Origin of the sequence: Amycolatopsis sp. Poz14 (assembly GCF_006704225.1) — a bacterium.
Classification (GTDB): Bacteria; Actinomycetota; Actinomycetes; order Mycobacteriales; family Pseudonocardiaceae; genus Amycolatopsis; species Amycolatopsis nivea.
This window is the reverse complement of the sequence record NZ_JACLHD010000001.1, coordinates 829,787-856,039: the sequence shown is the minus strand read 5'-3', so window position 1 is coordinate 856,039 and position 26,253 is coordinate 829,787. Positions and strand designations below refer to the sequence as shown.

Below are 26,253 nucleotides of genomic sequence, written 5' to 3'. Positions count from 1 at the left end.
GCACACTAATGGAGGACACAGCCGCGGAAACTATCACGAACTGATTACGATGGTTACCTCCAAATGGCGCAGCGGCCGGAGACCCACTACCCAGCGTCGAGAACCTCGACGTACCCGTCCGTCCCGTTGACGCGGATCCGTTGTCCGTCCTTGATCAGCTTCGTGGCGTTCTGCACCCCGACGACCGCGGGCAGGCCGTACTCCCGCGCGATCACCGCACCGTGCGTCATCTGGCCGCCGACCTCGGTCACCAGGCCGGTGATCGCCACGAACAGCGGGGACCAGCTCGGATCCGTGTACGCCGTGACGAGGATGTCGCCCGGTTCGAGATCGGCGTCACCGAGATCCAGGATGACGCGGGCGCGGCCCTCGATCGTCCCGGCGGACACCGGCAGCCCGCCTAACGCGCCTTCGGGCAGGTCGTCGCGGCGGTAGCTGCCGGAAACGGCCTCGCCGTCCGAGGTGAGCACGCGGGGCGGCGTCATCGATTCATAGGACCGGAACGCTTCCTTGCGCTGCTGGATCAGCTCGCGGTCGACCTCGCTCGTCCGCACGACCTCCTGGAATTCCTGCAGGCGCAAGAAAAAGAGGTCCTCCGGCTCGTCGAGCACGCCAGCCCGCACCAGCCGCTCGGCCTCGCCCAGCAGAGCTTCCTTGTATACGAAATAGCGGCTGATCATGCCGTACTTCGGATACTCGCGGTACCCGGTGAACGTGCGGACGCGCTCGATCATCCGCTCGGTTTCCTCGGCCTTCGCCGCGCCGTCCGGCAAGGCACGCAACCGTTCCAGGACCTCCTGCGCCTTGTCCAGCGCTTCCTGACGGCCCTGTTCGAAGCGGCGCTGCCCGGCCCCCGGCTCGAAGTTTTTGATGTTGGACAACAACATCGGCACCAGCGCGACCGGCTGTTCGCTCCACCGCGGCCGGGTAATGTCGATCTCGCCGACGCAGCGCATCCCGTACTTGTCGAGGTACCCCTGGATCGCGGCGCGCGATTCCTCCCCGCCGGCCAGCTTCGGCAGTTCGTCCAGGAAGCCGTTGTCCTCGACGTCCTGAAGGAACGCGACGACCTCGGGATGGGCGCGGAGCACGTCGGCGACATCGAGGAGCGCCAGCCCCATCTCCGCGGTGACGTTGTGCGGGACGGACTGGGTGAGCGTGTCGGCGACATTCTTTTCGCCAAGCCACTCTTGGAGGTGGTCATTCAGCCACCAGGTCGCCTGCATCGCCGCGGTGAACACCTGGTGGCTGCGCCGGTCGAAGAGGATCCGGCGCATTTCCTCGACGTCCTCGAAAATGAAGTCGAGCAGTTCGCTGCCGGACTTCGCAGCGATTTCTCGCTGCAGCTTGGCGATGGAGGCCTCGCTGTGCTGGATCAGCTCGGTGACGACGGCCGGATCGGTTTCGATGGTGGCCGGTGCGGCGCCGGGGATCTGCTCGCCGGGTCCGTCGTCGTCGGACAGCGGGAGGAAGCCCTCGCGGGAAAGGACGGTCTCCAGCGCGTCCGCCATCAGCGGATCGGATTTCCCTACCACCGCGAGGAAACTGGCGCGGCTCTTGGGCACCGACAGCAACGCGGTGGCGTCCGCGAACAGCCGCCCGCCCGCCTCGGCCATCGGACGCGGGGTCGTCAACTGCCAGACCGACAGGCCCAGCGGCTTCATCGCGTCGGTCATCATCTGCTGGTGGCCGACGGAAAGGTAGACGTGGTTTCCCTCGTCGGCGGCCGCCGGGAGCGGGAACAGCGTGGTGATCGGGCGGCTCTGCACGATCTGGAACTCGTCGTCGGCCAGGCACCATTCGATGTCCTGCGGGCGGCCGAAATGCGCCTCGATCGTGCGGCCGAGTTCCACCAGTCGCAGGACCTGGTCGTCGGTCAGCGCGGCCTGTTCCTGCTGGTCCGCGTCGATCACCTGCTCTTCGGTGCCGCCGCCCTCGACGGCCAGGATGGCGCGTTGCTTGGCGGAGATCGCCTTGTCGACGATCGCGCCGTCGCGCACCTGGTAGTTGTCGGCGTTGACCAGACCGGAAACCAGCGCCTCGCCGAGCCCGAAGCTGGCCTCCACGACGGCGGTCTTCCGATTGGACGTCACCGGGTCGGCGGTGAAGAGCACCCCGGCCGCCTGCGGGAACACCATCTGCTGCACGACCACGGCCATGTGGACTTTCCGGTGGTCAAAGCCGTTGCGCAGCCGGTAGGTCACCGCGCGTTCGGTGAACAGCGACGCCCAGCACCGGCTGATGTGCCGCAGGACCGCCTCCGCGCCAAGGACATTGAGGTAGGTGTCCTGCTGCCCGGCGAAGGACGCGCCCGGAAGGTCCTCCGCGGTCGCGCTCGACCGGACCGCGTAGGCGCGTCCGTCCACCAGCGCGTCGGTGATCTCCTTCGCCAGATCGTCCGGGATCGCGATCGCTTCCAGCGCTTGTCGGATCTCCGCGCTGCCCTCGCTGATCGCGTCCCGGTCGTCCGGGTTCAGGTTCGCCAACCGGTCCAGCGGCCCGGCCAGTTCCGGCGCGTTCTCGATGATCCGCTCGAACGCTTCGGTCGTCACGCAAAAACCGGGCGGCACGCGGACCCCGTCGATCCGCGCGAGTTCGCCCAGATGCGCGCCCTTGCCCCCGACGATCGCGACCTGCTCCCGGTCGATCTGCCCGAGACCGAGCACGTAGCTACCCATTCGTTCGTTTCCCCCGTCTGTGGTCGTTCCCGGCTGTCGCTGCCTGTCGAGCGGAAGCCGGGTCGGCTGGAGATTCTGCGGTACCACCCGGGTCTTGCGGCAAGCCCCCCGATGCGTTATAAGTTAAATACGGCAGGGAGAGATATTCTTCGCTGCCTTTTCTTTTGCCCGCTTCAAGGGCTCACCTTCGTCGTCGTGGTGGCTTCCTTGGTCACCGGGCGTCCGGTCTGATCGGTCGCGGTCGCGGTGGTCGTCGTGGTGACGTCCGCGCGAGCCGAAAGCGTGCAGGCGCGGGTGACCTGTTCGCCAGGGGCCAGCTGGGTGACAGTGAACGAGCAGGCCGGGTCCGCGGCGCGAACGGTCACGTCGTGCAAAAGCGCGTCGCCGGTATTGCGGAGGGTGCTCACGTAGGTCACCGGGTCACCCGGCCGGATCGGCTGGTCCAGGTGATCGCGGCGCAGGTCCAACGCCGGGTGAAGCACCGCGAAGTCGGCTTTCCCGGTCGCGGTCACCGGCGGGCCCCACGGGGCGGCCGCGGTCGCGGTGAGCGGGGCGGCGCTTGCCGGTGCCACGCACTGGTAGCGCTGGGTTCCGCCGACCGCCAGTTCGGCGAAGGCGTGCGCACAAGCAGGGTCGCCGGCCACCCGGACGTCGTGCAGCGGCTGGTCGCCGGTGTTGGTCACCACGACCTCGAACGGCACCGCGTCGTCGGCTCGATACGCGCTGCCCGGGGCGTGTTGGGCGACGGACAGCGCGGGCTTCTTCACCTTGAACGACGCCTGGGCGGAAGCGTTGACCGTTCGCTGCGTCGGGTCGGTGCCGGTCACCTTCGCGGTGTTCGTGAACCCGGCCGCGCCCGCGGTGATCGAGCACTGGTACTCGATCTGCGCGTCCGGGGCCAGGCTCGGGATCTGGTGCGCGCAGGCCGGGGTGCGATCGTCCACAACGGACACCGCGGTCAGCGGAACGTCGCCGACGTTGCGGACCAGCAGCGAGAACGTGACCTTGTCGCCCTGGCGCACCTCGTACGGCTGGGCGTCCTTCATGATCGCGAGTTCCGGGTGGATGACGTCGATCTTCGCCGAGCCGGACGCGGTGACCGGGCGGTTCGTGGGGTCGGTTCCGGAGAGGGTGGCGAGGACGGCGAAGTCGTCCGGTTTGGCGTTCACCGTGCACTGGTAGCTCTGTGCGGCACCGGGTTCGAGGCGGTCGAACTTCTTCGGGCACGCGGGATCAGTGCTGGTCACCGCGGTGAGCGGGACGTCGCCGGTGTTGGTGACGGAGACCGTCACGGTGAGAGTGTCGCCGACCCGCGCGACGGTCGGGTTCGCCGAGGTCAGCACGGTGAGCGCGGGATGGATCACGTCGATGTGCGCGTCGGCGGACGCGGTGAGCGGCGGGCCGACCGGCGGGGTGCCGGTGATGTGCGCGGTGCTGACCGCGTCGTCAGCGGGGGCGGGGATGGTGCAGTCGTAGGTTTTGTTCGCTTTCGGGGCGAGGGTGTCGAGGGCTTTCGCGCACGGGCCCTGGTCGGTGACCTTGACGGCGGTCAGCGGGGCGTCGCCGGTGTTGGTCGCGGTGATGGTGAAGGTGACCGGGTCACCGGCGCGGAAGGGGCCGCCGTGGACGGTCTTCGTCAACGACAATCCCGGGTGCACGACGGTGAACGCAGCGTCAGCGGTGGCGGTTACCGTGCCGCCGATCGGGTCTGCGGCGGTCACCTTCGCGGTGTTCGAGTAACCGTCATGCCCGGCTTTCGTGGTGCAGGTGTAGTGCTGTTCTTCGCCAGCGGCCAGGGTGGGGAAGTCGCGGGTGCAGCCGGGGGTCTTTTCGTCCACAATGGACACCTTGGCCAGTGGCACGTCTCCGCTGTTGCGCACGGTGATGGTGAAGGTGACTTCGTCCCCCTCGCGCACCTGCGTCGGCGCGACAGTTTGGGTGAACTGGACGGCGGGGTGGATGACGTCGACGTGTGCGCTCGCGTTCGCGGTGACGGGGCGGCCGGACGGGTCGGTGCCGGTGACCGTCGCGTCGCTGGTGAGATCGTCAGTCGCGGGCCGGGTGCAGGTGTAGGTCTGCTTTGCCTGCGGGGCAAGGGTTCCCAGCCGCTTCGCGCATTCCGGGACACTCGGGTCAGCGACCTGGGTGTCGCGGAGTTCGGTGTCGCCGGCGTTTGTGACGGTCAGGGTGAACGTCGCGGGCCCACCCGGGCGCACGACGGTCGGCGTCACGCTCTGCGCGAGCGTGACGAGCGGGTGGATCACGTCGATTGCTGCCTCCGTCGCCGCCGTCACCGGCGTTCCGACCGGCGGTTTCGCGGTGACCTGCAGTGCTTCTGTCACGTCGGCACCCGGTGCGGTAGTGGTGCAGTCGAACGCCCAGTTAGCTCCGGGGGCGAGGGTGTCGTGCTGTTGTGCGCAGCCATCGGCACGGGCCATTGTCGTGACGGCCAGTCCGGTGAGCGGCACGTCGCCGGTGTTCGCCACGACGACATGAATTGCGATGGAGTCGTTTTCGCGGAACGGTCCACCTTGGACAGTCGCGGTCAAGGTGACTGCCGGATGCTGCACGGTGAACGACGCGCTCGCCTTTGCGGTGACCGGACGGCCGGTTGGATCGGTGCCGGTGACGGTCAGGTCGTTCGTGAAGCCCTGCGTTCCGGCGACCGTGGTGCAGGTGAAAGTCTGCTTTCCTTGTGCGGCAACAGTTCCGAGGGTTCGCGCGCATTCGGCGACCCGGTCGTCTGCCACGGTGACGTCGTGGAACTCGGCGTCGCCAGCGTTGCTTACCGTGACAGTAAAGGTGACACGGCCCCCCTCGCGCACCTGCGCGGGCGCGGCGGCGACGGAAGCTTCCAACGTCGGGTGAACCACATCGATCCGCGCCTCCGCGGTCGCGCGCTGTGTCGTTCCGAGCTGGTCTTTGCCAGTCGCGACAACGGTATTCGTCACGTCGTCCGCCGGAGCTAACTGTTCGCACTTATACGTCTCGACCGCATTGGGCGCCAACGTGCCGAACTTGCGGACACAACCGGGCACGCTGTCGTCGGCCACCGCGACGTCGTCGAGCGGCACGTCCCCGGCGTTGCGCACGGTGACAGCGAAAGTGACGCGGTCCCCTTCGCGCACCTGCGCGGGGGAGGCGGCAGCGGTGACCGCGAGGGCCGGATGGATCACCGTGACAGTGGCCGAGGACTTGGCCGTGACCGGTCGGCCGGTGGCGTCCGTACCCGTGGCGGTAACGCTGTTTGTGGTGGTGAGCGCGGGTTTCGCGGTGCACGAGTAGGTCTGCTGGGTGCCCGGCGTCAGTACGCCGAAGGACCGCGAGCACTCCGGAGTCAGATCATCGGTGACGTCGACCGGGTTGAGCGGACTGTCACCGGTGTTGCGCACGGTGACCTTCCAGGCGACCTGATCCCCGCCGTGCACCACCGGCGGGACGGCTTCCTTGGAAACGGAGATCGCGGGCGTGATGAGGGGGACTTTCGCGTCCGCGGTCGAGCTGACAACTTTGCCGAGCGGGTCGATGCCCTTCACGGCCGCGCGAGCTCCGTTCGGCAGCGGCACGGTTGCCGTGCAGGTGCCCACCACCGATTGGCCCGGCGCAAGGGCTCCGATGGCGCGTGCGCACGAGGGGACCGCTGGGTCGGCGATGGTCACGTCGTGCAGCGGAACGTCGCCGGTGTTGATGGTCTTGAGCGTGAAGGTCGCCTGATCGCCGGCGCGGTAAGCCGGCTTGTCGACCTGTTGACTCAACTTCAGGGCCGGGCGGAGGACATCGACGTTGCTGCCCGCTGAAGCCGACACCTGCTTCCCGCCGGAGCCCACGCCAGTCGCCTTGACCGTGGCGACAAACCCCTTCTCCGGCGCGGCGAACGTGCATTGATAACGCGCGCTGGCCCCCGGCGCAAGGGTGCCGATCTTCTTGCCGCACTGCGGGTTCCGCTCGTCCACGACGTCCACATCGGACACCGGGACGGAAGCCGGATTCGTCACGCTGACCGTGAACGTCACCTGGTCGCCCGCGTGCACCCGATGCGGTTCGGCGACCGCCGTGACCTGCAATTCCTGCGCCGGCCGGGGCGCCGCATACGCCGCGGGGGTCAGCAGAGTGGCCACCAGGCCGAGGACTAAGAGCAGACGTTTCCCGGCCGAAACCATGCGGGCAAGTTTTCCACCATCCGGTGACGCCGCGGCGATTTCTTACCCGGCAGTGGGATTACCTCACTCCGCTGAGCGATGAGTGAGACGCACGGTTGACTCGTGGGTGATCGCCGCCGCCTGATCGAGGAAACCGATCACCGTTTGGAGTTGCTCGTCGGAGTAGCCGGCCGCGATCGACTTCGTCGCGGCGACGATGTAGTCCCACAGCGGCGCGACGCGCTCGACGTTCGCCGGGTCGACCCGGACGAGGACCTTCCGCCGGTCGTCCGGATGCGGCATCCGGTTGACGACGCCCTTGCGCTCGAGCCGGTCGACCAGCGCGGTGACCGACGCGGGCGCGAGCCCGGCGTACTCGGCCAGTTCCTTCGGCGTGAGCGGACCGAGCCGGGCGAGGTAGTCGGTGACCTTGCTCTCGACCGGCGAAAGACCGTTCTGCTCGGCGAGCGCGGTGTGGAACATGACCGTCTCGGTCGACAGCACCCGGGCACGAAGCAGCAGCTCAGCGACCAGATCCTCGCGTTCGCTTGACATGCCCCGGAGTCTAGCGGACTATTTAGTTCGATAGAACGAATTACTTTCCAAGATATTCGAAGGGGCGAATCATGGCACGGATCTTGATCGCGGGCGGGGGCATCGCGGGGGCGATCACCGCGATCGCGCTGCACGAGGTGGGGCACGAACCGGTCCTGTACGAGGCGTACGACCGCAGCGCGGAGGGAGTCGGCGCGTTCCTGACGCTCGCCGTGAACGGCCTCGACGCGCTGACGCCGTTAGGGCTGAAACCGCTGGTCAAAGACCTGGGTTTCGACACGCCGCGGATGACGCTCGGGCTCGGCAACGGCCGCCGGCTCAGCGAGTTCCCGCTCGGCGGCGCGCTGCCGGACGGCACGGTGAGCCAGACCGTCCTGCGCTCCGATCTCTACGTGGCGCTGCGCGACGAAGCGGTCAGACGCGGCGTGCGCACGGAGTTCGGCAAGCGGCTGACCGGTGCCGAACAGTCGGCGGACGGCGTCACCGCGGTCTTCGCCGATGGCACGAAAACCCACGGCGACCTGCTGATCGGCGCGGACGGGCTGAGGTCGACAGTCCGCCGGATCCTGGATCCCTCCGCCCCGTCGCCGCGGTACGTGCCGCTGCTCAACACCGGCGGTTTCGCCCGCGGCCTCGACCTCGACGACGAGCCCGGCATCATGCACATGGTGTTCGGCCGCAAGGCGTTCTTCGCGCACGTACTCGCCCCGGACGGCGCGGTCTGGTGGTTCGCGAACGTGCCGCACGCCAGCGAACCGACCGAATCCGACCTCGCCGGGATGCGCGGCCCCGGCTGGCGGAAGCGACTGCTCGACCTGGTCCGCGCGGACCGCACTCCGGCCGCGGCGATCATCGAGGCGAGCGAAAACATCTACGAACCGTGGGCGACGTACGACTTCCCGACGGTCCCGGTGTGGCATCGCGGCCGGATCGGCCTCATCGGCGACGCCGCGCACGCGACGTCACCGGCGGCCGGGCAGGGTGCGGCGATGGCGATCGAGGACGCGGTGACGCTCGCGATGTGCCTGCGCGACGTCGCCGACCCGGCGGCCGCGTTGACCACCTTCGAAACGCTGCGCCGCGAGCGGGTGGAAGCCGTTGTGGCCCAAGGCAAACGCAACGGCGACGCCAAAGCCCCGGGCCCGATCGGCCGGGTGCTCCGGGACTTCTTCATCACGCGCGCGATGCGCAAACCGGCCACCGACGACCCGAACCGGTTCATGTGGGAGCACCGGATCGACTGGGCCGCCCCGGTGAAGGCGGCTTAGCGCCAGGTGTCGACGCGGTGGAAGTTCTTGTACGCGCGGCTCGGCGTCGGCCCGCGCTGCCCCTGGTAGCGGGAGCCGGCCTCGCTGGAGCCGTACGGGAATTCCGCCGAGCTGGACAGGCGGAAAATGCACAGCTGGCCGATTTTCATCCCGGGCCACAGCGTGATCGGCAGGTTCGCGACGTTCGACAGCTCGAGCGTGATGTGCCCGGAGAAGCCGGGGTCGATGAAGCCCGCGGTGGAGTGAGTGAGCAGCCCGAGGCGGCCGAGGGAGGATTTGCCCTCGAGCCGTCCGGCGAGGTCGTCGGCGAGCCGGACCTGCTCGAACGTGGACCCGAGCACGAACTCGCCGGGGTGCAGCACGAACGGCTCGTCGCCCTCTTTTTCGACCAGCGAGGTCAGCTCGTCCTGCTGCAGCTGCGGGTCGATGTGGGTGTACTTGCTGTTGTCGAAGACCCGGAAGTACCGGTCGAGCCGGACGTCGATGCTGGACGGCTGGACCATGGCAGGGTCGAAGGGGTCGATGCCGAGGCGGTCGGCGTCGAGCTCTTTGCGGAGGTCACGGTCACTGAGCAGCACGGATGCAGCCTATCGGGCGGGCAGGCGCGGCCGGGGCACCCCTCCGTCCGAACACCGCGTCCATCCGCTTGAGGTACCGCCGGCGCCCGAACGCGCCGAGCGCTTCCTGCAGCGCAGTCGCACCGGGCACCAGCTGCCGCACGGTCTCCGCCGCGTAATTCACCCCCGCTGCGGCGAGCACCGCGGCCTGCGCGACCGGGTTGTCCGGCAGCCCGAGAAAGTCGGCGTTGTCCCGCCCGAGCACGAGCCGGCTGATCGCGGAATGCACGCCGACGTTTACCTGCGCGAGCACCTTCCCGGCCGCCCCGCGCCCCTCGCCGATCGCCGCGTGCGTGTCGACGAGGGCGCGGGCGAGCCGGACGGAGTCGTCGTCGGGAATGAACTCGGTGGCGGCGAGCATCCAGAGCAACCGCCAGGCGTCGTCTTCATCGGCGGGCAGCAGCTCGTCGGCGACGCCCATCAGCCAGCCGACGTAGCGCCAAAGATGCAGGATGTCGGCCTTCTCGCGGGCGGTGTAGCGGAGGCCGAGCAGCTGGGTGCCGAAGACGTAGACGAGCGAGAAGAGCAGGAGCGTGCCCGCGGTCTGGACCTGATTGACCGGCCGGTCCCACCGGTCGTAATCCCAATCCGGCCGGTTGTTCATCGCGCGCCGGACGTGCGCGTGCACCAGCCGGATCTTGAGCGCGGCCTGATACCCCGTGCGGTGCTTTTGGAGCGCGCCCGGAGTCGTGACGTCAATCCACCACGCGGCGGTCTCCACCAACCGCCGCGGTGCCCGATGCTCGATTTCCCCGGTCCCGACCAGGGATTTCGTCGCGCGTGAGGCCAGGTAGCCGCCCATGAGCGACATGTCGCCAAGCGGGAAAAGCCCGAGCAGCCCGGCGCGGGTGATGGCCTTCGCGCCGCGGACGAGCCTTTGCTGGTCGACCCAGTACGGGGTGGCCTCGACCTGGTCGATGAAGGCTTTCAGCTCCGGGTGAACTTGTTCCCCCGCCAACGCCTGGTCGACGCGGCTTTGCTGGTGAGGCTCCCGGTGCAGCCACTCGACGACGGCGTCGGCCAGGGCGTCTTCCTGCTGCGCGAAAGTACGGAGCCGCTTGAGCTGCGCTTCGTCGGCGGTGGCACCCCGGCTCCGGGCGGCCAGCCGGAACCCGCCTTGCCGGAACATCTCAGGAGACATCTCGGGGTCGTCCATCGCGCACCTCCGCACCGTGGGTCGACAACAAGTGTTGTCACTTTGGCGGGGGAGCGTCAAGGCGTGGCCCCCGCTGGACATGGGGGTGCCGTGGTTGTGTATGCTGGCGGAGCACTGCGGATGTAGTTCAATGGTAGAACATCAGCTTCCCAAGCTGAATACGCGGGTTCGATTCCCGTCATCCGCTCAGATGGCTGTTTTAGCAGCTCAGAAGGGGCGCTTCCCAATTTCAGGAAGCGCCCCTTCTGGCTTTCTACAGACTGTTCCAACAACATCCCAGCAACATCACTCGGCGGCTCCATTTTCGCGCTTTCCCTTCGGACGCTCGGTCCGCCGGTGCTCCTCGATGAGCTTCGACAGTGTCTCGGCGATCCGCTCGCCCGCTTCGTCCGTCGCACGCTGGTAGATCAGGGCCGCTCGCATGTCGTCATGACCCACCCGCGCCATCAGGTCCTTGGTCGACATCCCTGCTTTGGACGCCCACACGTTGCCCGTGTGTCGCAAGTCGTGAAAGTGCAGACCCTTCAACCCGAGGTCCGCCACGACTTCCGTCCACTTCGGCAGCTGCGCGAAGTTCAGCCGCCGCAATGGGTTGCCCTTCTTGCCCGTGAACAACAACGCGTCGTCGTCCGGCTTCACGAACAACGCCAGGTGTTTCAACAGCAGCGGCCGAACCGCGTGCGGCACCGTCACCGTCCGGACGCCCGCCGGCGACTTCGGGGAGGCAGGTCGACAGCCCTTTGCCCGGCACATCAACGAACGCTCGGGTCACGCGGACCGTACTGGCGTTCTCGGCACAGCAGCCGAGCTAAGACGCCGAGCAGCACCACTTTGCCGAAAATTTGACACCGAACGACTCAGCATATGGGTGCCCGTTGCCAATGCGCCGCCATCCTGGACCTCGCAGAGACACGATGGCAAGAACGTCGCAAGCCAAGGACACGGCAAAGAAATTACGCTAAAATGCACTCGACCAAAGTCACACCCGGACAGCAGGGAAAAAATATGACCGAAGCAGCCGCCAGCGTTGATCTGATTCCAATCAAGAGCGAGACTCGAACTATCCAAACCTGCTTCCGGCAATGCTTATATGAAGTCCCAAACTTCCAGCGCCCATATAGCTGGTCGGCCGACCAGCTGGAGGATTTTTGGAACGATGTCGTACTCGCGCAAGGGGACTTTTTCTTCGGATCCACTGTGACGTGGGTTAGCGAAAAGCGGGATCTATTTAACGATACTTACTCAGTAATTGACGGCCAACAACGCCTAACAACGAGCGCGATCATTCTATCAGTCGTTCGCGACTTTTTTCTTGAAATATCGGAAACCGCTGATGATACTGACAATTCGGAGTCGATCAACGCGGCAAAAACCCAAGGAAATGCAACACAGAAATACCTGATAGCCACAGACGATGACGGCACCGCGTACCCCGTCATCCGGCGGCAGGAAGAAATGTTTTACGAAGTTATCCAGAATCCGAGCGCAATCCCTTCGGGCGTAAAGTGGAATCGCAGCGCTGAAAGAATTGGCGACGCCAGAACCTTCTTCGAAGATCGCGTGAAACAAGAGCTAAGTAGACTTCCCTTAGCTAGTCAGATTGAGCGATTGAAGTCTATTCGAGCCAACGTGCTTAAGGCGCGTGTTATTCAAGTTGAATTAACATCAGAAGAAGACGGGTTTCTCATCTTCGAGACTCTGAATACCCGCGGAGCAGATCTGCGAATATCAGACCTTGTTAAAAACCTTTTGATTAGACGGGGTGCAAAAAATTCCCCCGACCGGAAGGCCGTAGCTGACAGATGGGACCGCCTCGTCGACAAGGTTCAAGATGGCCGAGTCAGCTCAGATGTCGTTGATCGTTTTATCTGGCAATCATGGAACTCCCGGCGAACCGCAGTAAAAGAGCCTGAATTATTTAAGGAAATCAGCAACCGGCTCGGATCGGAATCCCGCAAGCATATCTCGTACTTGAAAGAGCTCGAAATGGACACGAGCACGTACGAGTGGCTGGAGTATGAGGACATCCAAGTTCAGCCGAAAGTAAATAATGTCCGCAACGCCTTCTCGGTAGCCGAATTTGTCGATAGCGTTCGCGCATTGTCCATCTTCAACGTTTCAGTAGCAAACTCAACCGTGCTGGCCATCGCTCGAAAATATCAAGAAAGTCAGATCGTAAAGGAAGCACAACTTATTGAGGTTATGCGCCTTGTCGAAAACTTCCATTTTCAGTTTACGGCTTTGACGAACAGTGGATCGACCGGTGGAACCCGGGGTCGTTATAATCGATTCGCCGTACGCCTTGAGGCCGCTAGCACTAAAGCGCAAGTGGCCGAAGCCATCGCAGACCTAAAGGCTCGATTGCGTGCAAGCCTACCTGCGCGCGAACGTGCTGAAGCAGCCTTCAAAAGACTCTTCTATGCTCCCGATCTTCAGCTCAATCAAGCGCAAAAGCTGCGCGCTCGCAAAATATTCATCGCTTATATCCTGATGGCTTTCGCGAAGGCTGAAAAGTTGGTGCCGGCAGGCCAGAATCTCCATTCTTGGTCGATCGAACATATCAAACCGCAAGCTATGGCTTTAAACGGAAGCGATGACCCAGTTTACTCGATCGGAAATCTTATTCTATTAACAAGAGAACTCAACGGCGCGCTCGGAAGTTCCAGTCTGATAGATAAAATCGCGACTCTGCAAAAGGCGCACGTGTACTTAGACCCCGAATTGCAGTCATGGGCGGAAAGTCGAGTGCACGTTCCTTCTGACGAGCAGATAAGGAAGCGTTCGGACCAGTTAGCAGCGGACGCGCTCGAACGAGTCTGGAGTCTCTAGGTCAAGTGCGCGCTCGGCTCGGTGTCGCCTGATCACCGTCCAACCTCCCAGTCTCTTCGCAGTCCTTCGTCTACTGCCGAACTTGACTATATGGGATCAAGGCGCCGCCAGCGGCGGCGCGCAGGGTCACCAAGCGCACGGCGGGCTCGCCCGGCTGCGACACGGACGGCCCGCCGCTCCGCTTCGGCCGCCGGTCGCCGGGCGGCCCGCCGCCGAGTCACCACCGTGCAACGCACCACCTCCGACGACGATCGGCTCATTGGCCTAGTTACGCCGAGCAGGCCCACTGGCAAGGTCGACCTCATGCCAACGTCCGACCGCGCCATCGCAGAAGCCCACGCCACAGCCGCACGCGAAGCCCTCGACCAGGGCAGGAGCATCGCCGACCCGATCGGCCTAGCGACCGCTGAGGCGCTGTTGGCCGTCTTCCACCAGCTCAAGTACATGCAAGAAGACTCCATCACCCTCAGGGGTGCCGCGGACCTTGCCAACTCTATGGACGCCCTCGGCCGCAAGCTCGGTGAGCGGTAGAGCCGCGCGCTTTGCGTACGAAGGTCGCCAGGCCCCTCCACCCCGAAGCCGGATCGTGACAACGGCCGGCGACACCGCGTCAAGGCGGGAAAGCGTGCCTTGCCCCGGCGAGACCGGCCGCGTGCTGGCTTCGTATCGGGATGAAGGGACAGGAGCGGGTTAGGCCCAAGGCCACCCTCGCGCCAGCAACATCCCAGCAAATACGCGGGTTTTATTCCCGTCATCCGCTCTCGTAGAGAAACCCCAGGTCAGTGGTTGTCCACTTTAGACCTGGGGTTCTTGTTTTCAGACAGCGTCCGCCCGTTGCCGGAGTTCGTGGTCCGGCACTGAGGTCCGAGCTGTGAAGCAGCCTGCACGTCCACATCACTCACGAGCGGGGCAGGACCGCCGCGTGCCAGGCCTCCCGGCAGGGAACTAAAGTCCATCATGGACATTAGGCGGGGCAGCCCGCTGGTTGAGCCAGGCCTCCCAGTAAGCCTCCTGTTCCTCGACTGTCGCCAGTTGATCGACTGGTGCTTCGTCAAAGGTGTCCACGAGATCGGCGAACCCAGCGCCTTGCCCTTGGCGCATAACGTAGATTCGCCAGCCACCGCCCATGTCGCGGGCCATGCCGCTGGGGTACGTGTCCAGCCTGGAGCCTTGGACCGCGATGCGCAGGCCCCTGGGCTCGATTTGGCGGCGCACCCGCACGAGAGCCTCGAACGCGTCCGGGCCGGTCGCGACAACGGGTTCGGTCTCCGGCCCCATCGTCAACTCGAGCCGGTAACCGTCTGACCTGTCGTACGCGTTGGTCCAGCAGCGCAGCCACGCCTGGTGCTGCTTGTCGCCTTCGACAAGCAGCACCGGCTGGTCGAGTCTGAGCTTCGGGTCCTGCTCGGGCATGAACTCGATTCAACCAGACCACACCGACAATTCCGTCGCGTTATCCGGCCTCGGACATCGCGTCTTCCTTCGGCTCCGACGGCGTTGCCCTGCGGTGGAACCAAAACAGCCCGCACAACACCGCCAGCCACACCACCCCGACGAGCAGTGCCAGGCGGGTGTCCTCGGCGAACGCCATCACCACGAAGATGAACACCATGAACACCATCGTCAAAACCTGGCCCACCGGCCAAAATGGCACCGGGAACTCCAGATCAGCGGCAGACGAGCGGCGCCGTGAACGGTAGTGCGTCAGCAGGATCATGAACCAAACCCACACCGTCGCGAAGGTGCCCACCGAAGCGATCAGCAGGAAAGCACTGTCCGGCAACAGGTAATTCAAGACAACAGCCAAACTCAGCGCAGCAGCAACGACCAGGACGGTCATCCACGGGATGCCATTACGCGTAACCCGCGCCATCACAGCAGGGGCATGGCCACGTCGAGCCAGGCCATAGATCATTCGGCCGGCACCGAAGATGTCGCTGTTGATCGCGGACAACGCCGCGGTCACCACGACGATGTTCAAAACCGTTGCGGCGGAGTGCAATCCCAGACCGGCGAAGATTTGGACGAAGGGGCTTCCCGAAGTGCTGATCGTGTTCCACGGGTTCAGCATCATGATGATCGCCAGGGTCGCCACATAGAAAAGCAAAACCCGGACAGGGACGGTATTGACCGCTTTCGGCATGGCCGTACGCGGGTCTTCGGATTCGGCGGCGGTGAGGCCCAAAATCTCCGTGCCGCCGAAGGCGAACATCACCAAGGCGAACGAAGCGATGAAACCGCTTACCCCATTGGGGAACCAGCCGCCGTGGGACCAGAGGTTGGTGACGCTGCCGGAACTCGAACCCAGGCCGAAGATCAGGATTGCCGCGCCGCCGAGGATCATCGCGACGATGGCGACTACCTTGACCAGCGTGAACCAGAACTCCAGTTCACCGTAAACCCGTACGCTCACCAGGTTCGCGGCGGCGATGACCAAGATCGTCAGCACCACCCAGATCCACCGCGGCACATCGGGGAACCAGAATCCCATGTACACAGCCAAAGCCGTGACATCGGCGACGCAGACGATCACCATCTCGAACGCGTACGTCCAGCCGGTCAGGAAACCAGCCAAGGGACCCAGGTGCTTCCGTGCGTATTCGCCGAAAGAACCGGGCGCGGGATCGTTGACGGCCATTTCGCCCAAAGCGCGCAGCACGAAGAAAATCGCCGCGCCGCCAATGAGGTACGCGAGCAGCACCGACGGTCCGGCCTTGGCGATCGTGTCCGAGGAGCCGTAGAACAATCCGGTGCCGATCGCCGAACCTAGGGCGATGAACCGGATGTGCCTGCCGTTCAACCGGCGGCTCAACCCGTCCCCGGACTTCGTCGTCATCGACGGAACCTCCCGAAATCAGTGGCCCGCGTGCGAGCGGGTCGGCACAGTAGAACTGATCCGGCCCGGACCGCCCAACCGACGACTCCCGGAAAGCGTCTGCGATTTCAGACAGTCCACAAAGGACGTCAGCCTTCCACCAATTCCCACGGCGCGCCCGGCTCCGCGCGGTCGAACACCTGGCCCGGCGCGGCGAGCAAGGCCGGCACGACGTCCGGGTACAGCTGCACGACGTGTTCCAGTTCCAGGCCCTCCACCTCGAAATCCTCCGCCTCAGGAACCTCGAAGCCGACGAACAGCCACGTGCCGTCCTGCTCGCGCACGACCTGGCGGACTGCCCGCGCCGGCGCGTCGGCGGTCGTGCCGATTTCGGTCAACCCGGTGCTCAGCTGGACTTCTTCCAGCGGCGAACCGGGGTGCGTCCAGGCGGCGATCCGGGCCTCCTGGTGCACGAGATCCTCGTCCACGTCGTCGGAGTCCGACACCGAGCTGAGCAGCCAGGTACGGCGGTCCGGGTCCCAGTCCGCGGCCATCCCGGGCGGCACGTCGGCCAGCGCGACCAGGTGCGGCAACAGGGTCACCGCCGCGCGCAGGGCCGTCGCGCCGAACAGCTGGCGGTTGACCTCCATGTCCTCTTCGAACTCGGCGCCGTCGCTGATGAACCAGTCGTCGTCATCGTCCAGGACGACAAAGGCCAGGTTCTCCGGGTGATCCACCAGGTCGTGCGCGATGATCACCGGGGATTCCGGGTCCTGTCGCAGCGGCCATTGCTCGCACATGCTCACTCCCCGTCGTCGATTACGTGCAGCCACTCGGCATCCGGAGCCTCGCGGAAGAACACCTCGCCCGGTTCCGCGTCCAGCAGTTCGACCACCTCCGGGTACAGCTGCGCCACGTGCCCGAGCTCCAGGGTGTCAACCTCGACCTCGGTCTGCTCGTCGGGATCCGGCACCTCGAAGCCGACGAACATCCACGTGCCGTCTTCTTCCCTGCTGACGTACCGCACGCCGCGCGCGGGTGCGTCCGGCGCGGTGCTGATCTCCATCAACCCCAGGCTGAGGTTCACCTCGTCCATCGGCGACCCGGCGTGCGGCCAAGCCGCGGCGCGAGCCTCCCGGTACGCGCGGGCCTCGTCGTCATCGCTCGGCACGAGCGGCGAAATCAGCACCCAGGACGCGTTGCCGGCGTCCCACTCCGCGCCCATCCCTGCGGGCAGCTTCCCCAGCGCCGACAGCTGCGGCAGCAGCTCCACGACGTCGTGCAGGCACATCGTGGCGAACTGTTCCTCGTCCAGCTCCGGATCCTCGCCGAACTCCGTGCCGTCGCTGACGAACCAGCCTTCCTCGTCGTCGAGCAGCACATGATCGAGCTGCTCCGGATGCTCGATCAGCCCGCGCGCGACGAGCACCGCCGCATGCGGTTCCTGCCCCATCGGCCAGTCCTCGGACATACCCGCTCCCCACCTCGTGTCCACGTGCGCGCCCATCCCACCAGACCCGCCCGCTCAGGTGCACAGCGCGTCTCCGGCAGGAAATTCCACGCACGTTGGATTAGGCTCGGCGGCATGGTGCTGCCCGAACGTCTCGCCCGGTTCAACCGCGTGGTCACCAACCGGGTCACGAAACCCTTCGCCGACAAACTGCCCGGATTCGGGGTGATCGTGCACCGCGGCCGCAAGTCCGGCCGCGAATTCCGCACCCCGCTCAACGTCTTCCGCACCGACGACGGATTCGTCGTCGCGCTCACCTACGGACCGGACGCGGACTGGGTCCGCAACGTCCGCGCCGCGGGCGAGGCGGAGCTGATCACGCGCGGCCGTAAATACCGCGTGCGCGATCCGGAACTCGTGCATGATGAATCGCGCCGGCCGATGCCGCCCGGGGTGCGGCAGTTCCTCGGACTGGTCGGCGTCACGGATTTCCTTGTGCTGAAACGAGAATGAGGGGGAGCGCGGATGCTCACGGGGAAGCTGGTCCGGCTGCGGGCGATCGAACCTTCGGACGCCGAATCGATCTACCGCTGGATCCACGACCCCGAGATCGGCCGGTACATGACCGCCGATTACCCGCGTTCCCTCGCGCAGTTGCGCAAACGGGGCGAGGACCGCCCGGTGAACACGTACGAGAACGTCGTGCTCGGCATCGAATCGATCGAGTCGGGCAAGCTGATCGGCGTCGTCGACCTGCGCGACGCCAGCCCAGAGGTCGGCCGCGCCGAGCTGGACATCTACATCGGCGAGACCGACCACTGGGACGGCGGGTACGGCACCGAGGCGTTGAAACTCATGTGCCGCTACGGGTTCAACGTGATGCGGCTGCACCTGATCGCGCTCTGGGTCGTCGCCGAGAACGAGCGCGCCCGGCACGTCTACCGCAAGGTCGGGTTCGTGGAGGACGGCAGGCACCGCGAATGCCATCGCGGGCCCGACGGCCGGTACCACGACATGTATCTGATGAGCCTGCTCGAGCCGGAACTGAACGACTGAGCTAGCTCTTGACCTGCCGCTTGCCCCACAGGCTCGCGGCGAGCGTCACGCCGATCGCGGCGAGCACGACCTGGGTGATGATTTCCAGCCAGTCGATGCCCTTGGTGTCCGCGTAGCCGATGCCGCGCGCGATCGCGGTGCCGACGAACGCGGCCACGATGCCGACGATGATCGTCAACCAGATCGGGATGGATTGTTTGCCAGGTGCGACCAGCTTGCCGAGCAGGCCGAGGATCAGGCCGATCACGACCGCGCTGATGATGCCGGAAACCGCCATGCCGAACTCCTTCTGCCGAGAGGACCGGGCCCGACCGGTTTAGCCCGGAACCCGTGGGTTCAAACCCGGCTTACCGCCCGCATGGGGCCACCGCCACCGGAAGCACGAAAAATGCCCCGGTCCGGGTGCGGAGCGGGGCATTTTTCCAGCCAGTGCGATCAGAACGCGGCTTCGTCGATCTCCATGAGCGCGTTGTCCGCGGCCTCCACGATGGCGCGGCGCGAAGTCAGCTCCGGCAGCACGCTCTTCGCGAAGAACGACGCCACCGCCAGCTTGCCCTCGTAGAACGGCTTGTCCTTGGCCGACGCGCCGTTGTCGAGCTTGGCCAGCGCGACCTCGGCACCCTGCAGCAGCTTCCAGCCGACCAGCAGGTCGCCGACCGACATCAGCAGCCGCACGGTGTGCTGGCCGACCTTGTTGATGTTCTGCGGGTCTTCCTGCGACGAGGTCAGGTAGCCGATCAGCGAGCCCAGCATGCCCTGGGTGTCCTCGAGCGCCTGCTTGAGCAGCGCGCGCTCGTTCTTGAGCCGGCCGTTGCCCGCCTCGGACTCGATGAACTTGGTGATCTCGCCCGCGACGAACGCGAGCGCCTGGCCCTTGTCGCGGACGATCTTGCGGAAGAAGAAGTCCAGCGACTGGATCGCCGTGGTGCCCTCGTACAGCGAGTCGATCTTCGCGTCGCGGATGTACTGCTCGATCGGGTAGTCCTGGAGGAAGCCGGAACCGCCCAGCGTCTGCAGCGACTGCACGAGCTGCTCGGTGGCGCGCTCGGAGCCGACGCCCTTGACGATCGGCAGCAGCAGGTCGTTGACGCCGTGCGCCAGCTTCAGCGCGGCCTCGTCGCCCTCGCCGGTCCACAGCTGGTCCTGGAACGACGCGGTGTACAGGTAGATCGCGCGCAGGCCCTCGGCGTACGCCTTCTGCAGCATCAGCGAACGACGCACGTCGGGGTGGTGCGTGATCGTGACGCGCGGCGCGGCCTTGTTCAGCATGTTCGGCAGGTCAGCGCCCTGCACGCGCTCCTTGGCGTACTCGAGCGCGTTCAGGTAACCGGTGGACAGCGTGGCGATCGCCTTGGTGCCGACCATCATCCGGGCGTACTCGATGACCTGGAACATCTGCGCGATGCCGTCGTGCACCTCGCCGAGCAGCCAGCCCTTCGCCGGGGTGCCGTGCTGGCCGAAGGTCAGCTCGCACGTGGTGGACACCTTGATGCCCATCTTGTGCTCGATGTTGGTGACGAAGGCGCCGTTGCGCTCACCCAGCTCGCCGGTCTTGGAGTCGAAGTGGAACTTCGGGACCAGGAACAGCGACAGGCCCTTGGTGCCCGGCTTGGTCTCGATGCCGGGACCCTCGGGACGGGCCAGCACCAGGTGCATGATGTTCTCGACCATGTCGTTCTCGGCCGAGGTGATGAACCGCTTCACGCCGTCGATGTGCCAGGAGCCGTCCTCCTGCTTGACCGCCTTGGTGCGGCCGGCGCCGACGTCCGAACCGGCGTCCGGCTCGGTGAGCACCATGGTGGCTCCCCAGCCGCGGTCGATCATCAGCTGAGCCCAGTGCTTCTGCTCTTCGGTGCCGTTCTTGTCCACGATCATGGCGAAGTTCGGACCCGCCAGGTACATGAACAGCGGGGCGTTCGCGCCGAGAATCAGCTCGGCCGCGGCCCACTGCACCGTCGGGGGCAGGCCAAAGCCGCCCAGCTCGTTGGTGAGGCCGAGCCGCCACCATTCGCCGTCGACGAGCGCCTTGTAGCTCTTTTTGAACGAGTCGGGGATCGTCACGCTGAACGTCTTGGGGTCGTACACCGGCGGGTTGCGGTCCGCGTCGGCGTAGGACTCGGCGAGCGGGCCGGTGGCGAGGTTGTTCAGCTCCGACAGCACGCCGCGGGCGGTCTCCTCGTCCGATTCGGCGAGCACGCCCTTCCCGAGCCGTTCCTGCACGCCGAGTACCTCGAAGAGGTTGAACTCCAGGTCTCGGACGTTGCTCTTGTAGTGGCCCATGTCGTCACTCCGTGTCGTGTTCGGCTTTCCGGCCGGGCACTGGCTCCCTTACTCGCCGGTAACATCAGGATATTACCTACCAGTAACCAGAGCAAGCGAATCCGCCCTTCCAGGGGGTGGATATTCGCTCGGAATGACAGGTCGACCAGGGGCCCGGGCTCACCGCGTGCCGCGCGCCACGGCCTCCTGCACGGCCGGCGGCCCGGCGCTGTCGTCGAGCTGGGGGACCAGGATGCCGCTGCGGAACGCGATGGTCACCGCGTGTGTCCGGTCGCGGGCGGAAAGCTTGCGCAGAATGCTCTTCACGTGGGTCCGCACGGTTTCCACGGACAGGAAGAGCAGCTTCGCGATCCCCGAGTTCTCCAGCCCTTCGGCGACGAGCTGCAAAACCTGGTACTCGCGCCGGGACAACGGCATGGCGCCCTTGGGCTGCACGAGGTGCCCGTCGACCGGAGCGGCTCTTGGCGACGGCTCGCGCTTGGGCCGCGCGGTGAGCGCGGACAGCGCCGGGTCGATGTAGCGCCGGTCGTGGTGCGCGCGCCGGACCGCCTCGGCGAGCCGCCGGGAATCGACCGCACGCGGAACGATGGCGTGCGCGCCCGCCCCGATGGCGGCGGCGAGGTACTGCTGGGTGCGGTTCGTGTCGCGCACGAGGGTGACCAGCACGAGTGCCGGGTCGCCCGCGTTGAGCAGCTTCGCGAGATGGCAGTTGGGGTCCAGCGCGGAGTCGAGGATCACGACGTCCGGGCGGACCTGCTCGCACAACTGCATCGCCGCGTGGTGGCTCGCCGCCTGGCCGGACCAGTGCAGGCCCAGCGTGCGGTGCACCATCGCCGCGATGCCCTCGCGGAAAATCGGGATCGGGTCGACGACCGCGACTCCCAGGCTTCGACCGCCGGCTGGCTGACCGGCCGACATGGGCGTTCGGTGGGGCTCGATGCCACGCATCTCGGGCCTCCGTCCATCTCGGTCGCTCCCGGTGACCGGCACGCCCCCTCGGCGTGCCCGCCGGTCCCCCCTGCCGGAACCGGCCGGGAACGACACCTTGTCCCTGGTTCGACTCCGCCGAGAGCAGCTTGTGACGCGGTTTCCCCCTCATGGCCGTAACGGCTGGTCGCGGCAAACTCTGAGTAGAAAATCGGCCGGGAAATGCGGGGGAACGGCGCAGCGAGGGTCCGCCCGACTGGGTTAGCTCTACTGAGGGTTTACCTGCTCGGGTGAATCTCCGATGACCGCCTGTGCGCGCAGCCGGCCGAACTCCCCGGCGAGCGTTTTCGGGGTCCAATGGGCGTTCAGACCGCTCGGGTTGGGCAGCAACCACACCCACGTTGTCCCGATTGTCCGGTCTTGCGGCCCGACCGCGGCGCGCCGATCGCCGAACGCGACGCGGTAGGCGGTGATTCCCACCACAGCCAGCCAGCGCGGACGGTACCTCTCGACCTTCTCGGTCAGGATCTGCCCGCCCTCGCGGAGTTCGTCGTCGGTCAGCTCGTCGGCGCGAGCGGTGGTCCGGGCCACGACGTTGGTGATGCCGAGACCGAGAGCGAGGAGTTCGTCCTGTTCGCTCGGGTCCAGCAGGCGCGGGGTGAACCCGCTGGCGTGCAGCGCGGGCCAGAAGCGGTTGCCGGGACGGGCGAAGTGCAGGCCGAGCGCGCCGGAGTAGAGGCCGGGGTTGATGCCGCAGAACAGCACGTTCAGGTTCGGGGCCAGGACGTCCGGGATGGTGGTCCCGTGCGCGGCGGCTTGTTCGGCCTTGGTGGGTTTGGCGGGCATGGGTCCAGTTTCCCGGCAAGCTGGACGGCATGAGCGTGACGCCTGACGGCTGCCCGGTCGACCTGTATCTGGAGCTGCCCGCCGCTGGCGAGCCGGAGGTGATTCACGGCGCGATCCCGGCGGGTGCCGCGGTGCTTGAGCTCGGCTGTGGAACAGGCCGCGTGACGCATCCGCTGCTCTCGCTCGGACATCCGGTGGTCGCGGTCGACGAATCGGCGGAGATGCTCGCGCACGTCGCGGGTGCGGAGACCGTCCGCGCGCGCATCGATGAGCTTCAGCTGGACCGGCGGTTCCCGGTCGTCGTGCTCGGCAGCCACCTGGTCAACGGGCCGGATCGGCAGGCGCTGCTGGCGGCGGCACGGCGGCATCTGGCTCCGGACGGGCAGTTGCTGGTCGAATGGCATCCGCCCGCCTGGTTCGATCAGGTCGCCGACGGCTCGGGCGGGCAGCTGGGCGACGTGCGCATCGCCCTCGAAGACGTCCGCCGCGACGGCGACCGGCTCTCCGCCACCGTCGCGTACTCCCTCGGCGACCGAACCTGGAAACAGCCTTTCACCTGCGAAAACTTCCCTCTCGAACCAGCGCTCGGACAAGCCGGGCTGAAGTTCGGGCGCTGGGTCACCGCTGAGCGGGATTGGTTCTCCGCACGACCTTCGAACGCGGGGTAGCCAACCCGGCGCCGGGCTCGGTAGCCTGTGTGATCTCTCGCACAACGGCGTCGATGAGGAGAGCACATGCAACTGTGGCTAGTGCTCGGCCTGGTAGCACTGATCATCGCCATCGCCTCGTTGATCGTGATCCTGGAAGACCGCCGCGCCGCACGCCAAGCCGCGATCGCGAGACGAGCCCGGTTAGCGCGTCTCGGCGAGGTCGATCCGCTCGCTCCGGGCAGGCTCCACGCGGAGGGTTGAAGAGATCGGCCGGAGCGCGAGCAGCAGCGCGCCGGCCAGCCAGCCGAGACCGGAGCCGAAGGTGTTGGTCATGAGGTCGTCGACGTCGAAAATCCGGTAGACGAACGGCGCGGTCCCGAAGTTCGCCGTGAGCTGGGTGATCTCGACGGCCAGTGAGGCCGCGAAACCGATCGCCAGCGCGCCGACCAGGCCGCGGCGCCACAGCACCCGGGCGAAGAAGCCGAGCGGGACGAACAACAGCACGTTCATCGCGGCTTGCTGGAATGTCTGCGTGGTGAACCAGTCCGCTGCCGACAGACCGTGTTTCACCAGCTCGGTGTGGATGTCCGCGATCCACTGGAACGGCTCCAGCTGCACCGTCTGCTCGATCCGCCTGCTGTGCGGGCCGGGCAGCGGCAGGAAGACGACCGCCAGCGCCATGCACGCGTAGAACACGACCGCCGCTGTGGTCGCCAGGCCGCGCAACCGCGGGCGGCCGTGGCGCGCGAACTGGAGCACGAGCTGCGGGACCAGGATCGTCGCCCATACCGCGAGGAACCCGATGAACCCGTACTGCAGGGCGGTGACCTGTGCGTTCGTCATACCGAGAACGCTATTGATCTTGCCGCCGCGGCACTTCGGTCGAAGAGCCGGAGGGTCTGGACCACGGATCGGCCAGATGGCCGAGTGCGCGCCGACCGATCGGTCAGCGCTCGCCCGAAGGCGGTTCGTCCTCCTGGTCCACGCGCTCCGAGCGCCAGGCCGCGAAGACGGTGCCGGCGATCAGCAAGAGCACAACGGCGAGCGTCAGCACGACGAGCTGCAGTTCCATTTTGTCCCCCTCGGCACCCAACGCACTGATCGGCGCGGCGCGGGCGAACGTTACCGAAACTTTCACCCGGTACCGGCCGTTCCGCCCTGGTCAGGACCGTCCGATTTGGGCAGACTGCTTCGCCGGGCGTCCGCATCAGGGGTCAGGCGGGCGCGAACACCGGAGGAAACATGAAGCTCTTCACCCGGCTCGCGGCCACCGCCGCGGCCGCACTGGCCACCGTGGCCGTCACGAGCGCGCCCGCCGAGGCCGCGCAGACCGCCGACGTCCGGATCATCGCGTTCAACGACCTGCATGGGAACCTCGAACCGCCGTCCGGGTCGAGCGGGAAGATCACGCTCCCGGACGGGAGCAAGGTGGACGCGGGCGGCGCGGCCTACCTCTCGACGCACGTCAAGCAGCTCGAGGCGCAGGTGCGCAATTCGATGGTGCTGTCCTCGGGCGACAACATCGGCGCGTCGCCGGTGATCTCGGCGCTGTTCCACGACGAACCGACCATGGACTTCCTCAACGAACTCGGCGTGAAGGCGTCCGTGGTGGGCAACCACGAGTTCGACGAGGGCTACCAGGAACTGCTGCGCATGCAGTTCGGCGGCTGCAACAAGACCGACGGCTGCCAGTTCCGCAAGACCTACGACGGCGCGCGCTTCCCGCTGCTCGGGTCCAATGTGTACTTCGACAACGGGCTGCCCGCGCTGCTGCCGTTCAGCATCCAGTACTCCGGCGGCGTCCCGGTCGGCGTCATCGGCGCGACGCTCAAGGACCTGCCGTCGGTCGTGACGCCGGAAGCCATCAAGGGCCTCAAGTTCGGCGACGAGGTCGAGGCGATCAACCGCACCGCGAACATCCTCGACCGGCTCGGTGTGAAAGCCCAGGTCGTGCTGCTGCACCAGGGCGACGAGGCGCTGCCGGGCGCGGGCCCGAACGACTGCAAGGTGCAGCCGGACGGCGACGCCTCGGCCATCGCGAAGAACGTGACGCCGAAGGTCGACGCGATCTTCACCGCGCACAGCCACCAGCAGTACAACTGCGTCATCAACGACCCGGCGGGCCAGCCGCGTCCGGTGATCCAGGGCGCGTCGTTCGGTCGGCTGCTGTCGGTCGTCGACCTGAAGATCGACCGCCGCACGCGCGACGTGGTCCGGTCGCAGACCAAGGCGCACAACGAGATCGTCACCCGCGACGTCACGCCGGACCCGGCCGTGACGAAGCTCGTCGACGAGGCCAAGACGAAGGCCGCGCCGATCGCGAACAAGCAGGTCGGCACCATCACCGCGGACCTGCCCGCGGCGGGCGGGCCGTCCGGCGAATCGCCGCTCGGCGACGTGATCGCCGACGCCCAGCTCGAAGGCACCAAGTCCAACAACGCCGTGATCGCGATGACGAACCCGGGCGGCATCCGCGCCGACCTGACGTACAAGTCGTCGTCGGCAGGCGAAGGCGACGGCGTCGTCACCTACGGCGAGGCGTTCACCGTGCAGCCGTTCTCGAACATCATGCAGACGATCACGCTCACCGGCGCGAACCTGAAGAACGTGCTGGAACAGCAGTGGGGCCAGTCCGGCGGCACCAAGATCCTGCAGATCTCGAAGTCGCTGCACTACACGTATTCGGCGGCCGCTCCGGTCGGCTCGCGGGTCTCGAACATCACGGTCAACGGCACGCCGGTCGACCCGGCAGCCAAGTACCGGGTGTCGGTGAACAACTTCCTCGCCGCGGGCGGGGACGGGTTCACCGAGTTCACCAAGGGCACGGACCTCGCGGGCGGGCCGGTGGACCTGGACGCGTTCATCGCCTACCTCGGCGCGCACCCGGGCATCGCTCCGCCGCCCGCGGACCGGATCACCGCGACTCCGTAACCCGCGGCACTCCAGGAGCCCTCGCCCACCCGGGCGGGGGCTCCTCTCGTTTCTCC

General features: G+C 66.3%; 23 protein-coding genes and 1 tRNA gene. 8 read left to right on the top strand and 16 right to left on the bottom strand.

What is annotated here, in order from left to right; genetic code table 11:
• Positions 1-86: 86 nt before the first annotated feature.
• The 3 genes from rph to FKO37_RS04270 all read right to left on the bottom strand — a co-directional run bounded on the left by rph (position 87) and on the right by FKO37_RS04270 (position 7,372).
• Positions 87-2,678 (bottom strand): rifamycin-inactivating phosphotransferase, encoded by a 2,592-nt coding sequence (gene rph, locus FKO37_RS04280; protein ID WP_238603778.1) that lies wholly within the window; start codon positions 2,676-2,678, stop codon positions 87-89.
• A 173-nt stretch (positions 2,679-2,851) separates the two neighbouring features.
• On the bottom strand, positions 2,852-6,838 hold the full coding sequence (locus tag FKO37_RS04275; protein WP_238603777.1) for a hypothetical protein: 3,987 nt from the start codon (positions 6,836-6,838) through the stop codon (positions 2,852-2,854).
• Positions 6,839-6,901: 63 nt separating this feature from the next.
• A complete protein-coding gene (locus FKO37_RS04270; protein ID WP_238603776.1) occupies positions 6,902-7,372 on the bottom strand; it encodes a MarR family winged helix-turn-helix transcriptional regulator in 471 nt (156 codons plus the stop codon).
• A 71-nt stretch (positions 7,373-7,443) separates the two neighbouring features.
• Between FKO37_RS04270 and FKO37_RS04265 the strand changes: the two genes are divergently transcribed.
• Positions 7,444-8,640, top strand: a complete 1,197-nt coding sequence (locus FKO37_RS04265; RefSeq protein WP_037808930.1) for an NAD(P)/FAD-dependent oxidoreductase — start codon at positions 7,444-7,446, stop codon at positions 8,638-8,640.
• On the opposite strand, the gene dcd is transcribed toward FKO37_RS04265, so the two are convergent.
• Positions 8,637-9,218, bottom strand: coding sequence for a dCTP deaminase (gene dcd / locus FKO37_RS04260; RefSeq protein ID WP_037354328.1), 582 nt, complete (start codon positions 9,216-9,218; stop codon positions 8,637-8,639). The genes FKO37_RS04265 and dcd overlap by 4 nt on opposite strands.
• Positions 9,205-10,413 (bottom strand): oxygenase MpaB family protein, encoded by a 1,209-nt coding sequence (locus tag FKO37_RS04255; RefSeq protein WP_238603775.1) that lies wholly within the window; start codon positions 10,411-10,413, stop codon positions 9,205-9,207. The genes dcd and FKO37_RS04255 overlap by 14 nt, the downstream gene beginning before the upstream one ends.
• 116 nt (positions 10,414-10,529) lie before the next feature.
• On the opposite strand from FKO37_RS04255, the gene FKO37_RS04250 reads away from it, so the two are divergent.
• A tRNA-Gly gene (locus tag FKO37_RS04250) sits at positions 10,530-10,600 on the top strand.
• A 98-nt stretch (positions 10,601-10,698) separates the two neighbouring features.
• Here the strand turns inward: FKO37_RS04250 and FKO37_RS04245 are convergent.
• Complete coding sequence (locus tag FKO37_RS04245; RefSeq protein WP_238603774.1) at positions 10,699-11,106, bottom strand: tyrosine-type recombinase/integrase; 408 nt, start codon at positions 11,104-11,106, stop codon at positions 10,699-10,701.
• Positions 11,107-11,418: 312 nt separating this feature from the next.
• Here FKO37_RS04245 and FKO37_RS04240 point away from each other — a divergent pair, with 312 nt between their 5' ends.
• Together FKO37_RS04240 and FKO37_RS04235 are read left to right on the top strand one after the other, a co-directional pair.
• Positions 11,419-13,242: a DUF262 domain-containing protein gene (locus tag FKO37_RS04240; protein ID WP_238603773.1), complete on the top strand. Its 1,824-nt coding sequence runs from the start codon at positions 11,419-11,421 to the stop codon at positions 13,240-13,242.
• 225 nt (positions 13,243-13,467) lie between these two features.
• Complete coding sequence (locus FKO37_RS04235; protein ID WP_238603772.1) at positions 13,468-13,773, top strand: hypothetical protein; 306 nt, start codon at positions 13,468-13,470, stop codon at positions 13,771-13,773.
• Positions 13,774-14,187: 414 nt separating this feature from the next.
• On the opposite strand, the gene FKO37_RS04230 is transcribed toward FKO37_RS04235, so the two are convergent.
• The 4 genes from FKO37_RS04230 to FKO37_RS04215 form a co-directional block, all read right to left on the bottom strand.
• Positions 14,188-14,655 carry a hypothetical protein gene (locus tag FKO37_RS04230; RefSeq protein ID WP_238603771.1) on the bottom strand — a complete coding sequence of 156 codons (468 nt, stop codon included), beginning with the start codon at positions 14,653-14,655 and terminating at the stop codon, positions 14,188-14,190.
• 40 nt (positions 14,656-14,695) lie between these two features.
• Positions 14,696-16,078: an amino acid permease gene (locus tag FKO37_RS04225; RefSeq protein WP_238603770.1), complete on the bottom strand. Its 1,383-nt coding sequence runs from the start codon at positions 16,076-16,078 to the stop codon at positions 14,696-14,698.
• Between the two features lie 128 nt (positions 16,079-16,206).
• The gene (locus tag FKO37_RS04220) at positions 16,207-16,857 is read right to left on the bottom strand and encodes a hypothetical protein (RefSeq protein ID WP_238603769.1); all 651 of its coding nucleotides are present in this window, start codon (positions 16,855-16,857) and stop codon (positions 16,207-16,209) included.
• Positions 16,858-16,859: 2 nt separating this feature from the next.
• Positions 16,860-17,528 (bottom strand): hypothetical protein, encoded by a 669-nt coding sequence (locus tag FKO37_RS04215; RefSeq protein WP_199817328.1) that lies wholly within the window; start codon positions 17,526-17,528, stop codon positions 16,860-16,862.
• Between the two features lie 114 nt (positions 17,529-17,642).
• On the opposite strand from FKO37_RS04215, the gene FKO37_RS04210 reads away from it, so the two are divergent.
• On the top strand, positions 17,643-18,020 hold the full coding sequence (locus FKO37_RS04210) for a nitroreductase family deazaflavin-dependent oxidoreductase (protein WP_037808940.1): 378 nt from the start codon (positions 17,643-17,645) through the stop codon (positions 18,018-18,020).
• Positions 18,021-18,032: 12 nt separating this feature from the next.
• Positions 18,033-18,563 carry a GNAT family N-acetyltransferase gene (locus FKO37_RS04205; protein ID WP_238603768.1) on the top strand — a complete coding sequence of 177 codons (531 nt, stop codon included), beginning with the start codon at positions 18,033-18,035 and terminating at the stop codon, positions 18,561-18,563.
• A gap of 1 nt (position 18,564) precedes the next feature.
• Here the strand turns inward: FKO37_RS04205 and FKO37_RS04200 are convergent, their stop codons facing one another.
• The 4 genes from FKO37_RS04200 to mug all read right to left on the bottom strand — a co-directional run bounded on the left by FKO37_RS04200 (position 18,565) and on the right by mug (position 22,616).
• The gene (locus tag FKO37_RS04200; protein WP_037808945.1) at positions 18,565-18,840 is read right to left on the bottom strand and encodes a GlsB/YeaQ/YmgE family stress response membrane protein; all 276 of its coding nucleotides are present in this window, start codon (positions 18,838-18,840) and stop codon (positions 18,565-18,567) included.
• Between the two features lie 158 nt (positions 18,841-18,998).
• Complete coding sequence (locus tag FKO37_RS04195) at positions 18,999-20,843, bottom strand: acyl-CoA dehydrogenase (protein ID WP_134727712.1); 1,845 nt, start codon at positions 20,841-20,843, stop codon at positions 18,999-19,001.
• Positions 20,844-21,002: 159 nt separating this feature from the next.
• Positions 21,003-21,791, bottom strand: coding sequence for a response regulator transcription factor (locus FKO37_RS04190; protein ID WP_051728643.1), 789 nt, complete (start codon positions 21,789-21,791; stop codon positions 21,003-21,005).
• Between the two features lie 246 nt (positions 21,792-22,037).
• Positions 22,038-22,616, bottom strand: coding sequence for a G/U mismatch-specific DNA glycosylase (mug, locus tag FKO37_RS04185; protein ID WP_238603766.1), 579 nt, complete (start codon positions 22,614-22,616; stop codon positions 22,038-22,040).
• 29 nt (positions 22,617-22,645) lie between these two features.
• Between mug and FKO37_RS04180 the strand changes: the two genes are divergently transcribed.
• Entirely contained in the window at positions 22,646-23,284 is a 639-nt protein-coding gene (locus tag FKO37_RS04180; RefSeq protein ID WP_238603765.1) for a class I SAM-dependent methyltransferase, read from the top strand.
• A 183-nt stretch (positions 23,285-23,467) separates the two neighbouring features.
• Here FKO37_RS04180 and FKO37_RS04175 read toward each other — a convergent pair whose 3' ends face one another.
• Together FKO37_RS04175 and FKO37_RS04170 are read right to left on the bottom strand one after the other, a co-directional pair.
• On the bottom strand, positions 23,468-24,109 hold the full coding sequence (locus FKO37_RS04175; protein WP_238603764.1) for a VanZ family protein: 642 nt from the start codon (positions 24,107-24,109) through the stop codon (positions 23,468-23,470).
• Between the two features lie 103 nt (positions 24,110-24,212).
• Positions 24,213-24,404 (bottom strand): hypothetical protein, encoded by a 192-nt coding sequence (locus FKO37_RS04170; RefSeq protein ID WP_238603763.1) that lies wholly within the window; start codon positions 24,402-24,404, stop codon positions 24,213-24,215.
• A gap of 104 nt (positions 24,405-24,508) precedes the next feature.
• Between FKO37_RS04170 and FKO37_RS04165 the strand changes: the two genes are divergently transcribed.
• Entirely contained in the window at positions 24,509-26,197 is a 1,689-nt protein-coding gene (locus FKO37_RS04165) for a bifunctional UDP-sugar hydrolase/5'-nucleotidase (RefSeq protein WP_238603762.1), read from the top strand.
• The last annotated feature ends 56 nt before the right edge of the window (positions 26,198-26,253 follow it).

Coding starts and splice junctions, on each gene's coding strand:
- mug (WP_238603766.1), bottom strand. CDS start 22,616: ATGCCCGCCAAACCCACCAAGGCCGAACAAGCCGCCGCGCACGGGACC.
- FKO37_RS04205 (WP_238603768.1), top strand. CDS start 18,033: ATGCTCACGGGGAAGCTGGTCCGGCTGCGGGCGATCGAACCTTCGGAC.
- FKO37_RS04255 (WP_238603775.1), bottom strand. CDS start 10,413: ATGGACGACCCCGAGATGTCTCCTGAGATGTTCCGGCAAGGCGGGTTC.
- FKO37_RS04225 (WP_238603770.1), bottom strand. CDS start 16,078: ATGACGACGAAGTCCGGGGACGGGTTGAGCCGCCGGTTGAACGGCAGG.
- rph (WP_238603778.1), bottom strand. CDS start 2,678: ATGGGTAGCTACGTGCTCGGTCTCGGGCAGATCGACCGGGAGCAGGTC.
- FKO37_RS04180 (WP_238603765.1), top strand. CDS start 22,646: ATGAGCGTGACGCCTGACGGCTGCCCGGTCGACCTGTATCTGGAGCTG.
- FKO37_RS04215 (WP_199817328.1), bottom strand. CDS start 17,528: ATGTCCGAGGACTGGCCGATGGGGCAGGAACCGCATGCGGCGGTGCTC.
- FKO37_RS04275 (WP_238603777.1), bottom strand. CDS start 6,838: ATGGTTTCGGCCGGGAAACGTCTGCTCTTAGTCCTCGGCCTGGTGGCC.
- FKO37_RS04210 (WP_037808940.1), top strand. CDS start 17,643: ATGGTGCTGCCCGAACGTCTCGCCCGGTTCAACCGCGTGGTCACCAAC.
- FKO37_RS04200 (WP_037808945.1), bottom strand. CDS start 18,840: ATGGCGGTTTCCGGCATCATCAGCGCGGTCGTGATCGGCCTGATCCTC.
- FKO37_RS04220 (WP_238603769.1), bottom strand. CDS start 16,857: ATGTGCGAGCAATGGCCGCTGCGACAGGACCCGGAATCCCCGGTGATC.
- FKO37_RS04190 (WP_051728643.1), bottom strand. CDS start 21,791: ATGCGTGGCATCGAGCCCCACCGAACGCCCATGTCGGCCGGTCAGCCA.
- FKO37_RS04230 (WP_238603771.1), bottom strand. CDS start 14,655: ATGCCCGAGCAGGACCCGAAGCTCAGACTCGACCAGCCGGTGCTGCTT.
- FKO37_RS04175 (WP_238603764.1), bottom strand. CDS start 24,109: ATGACGAACGCACAGGTCACCGCCCTGCAGTACGGGTTCATCGGGTTC.
- FKO37_RS04265 (WP_037808930.1), top strand. CDS start 7,444: ATGGCACGGATCTTGATCGCGGGCGGGGGCATCGCGGGGGCGATCACC.
- FKO37_RS04195 (WP_134727712.1), bottom strand. CDS start 20,843: ATGGGCCACTACAAGAGCAACGTCCGAGACCTGGAGTTCAACCTCTTC.
- FKO37_RS04270 (WP_238603776.1), bottom strand. CDS start 7,372: ATGTCAAGCGAACGCGAGGATCTGGTCGCTGAGCTGCTGCTTCGTGCC.
- FKO37_RS04240 (WP_238603773.1), top strand. CDS start 11,419: ATGACCGAAGCAGCCGCCAGCGTTGATCTGATTCCAATCAAGAGCGAG.
- FKO37_RS04165 (WP_238603762.1), top strand. CDS start 24,509: ATGAAGCTCTTCACCCGGCTCGCGGCCACCGCCGCGGCCGCACTGGCC.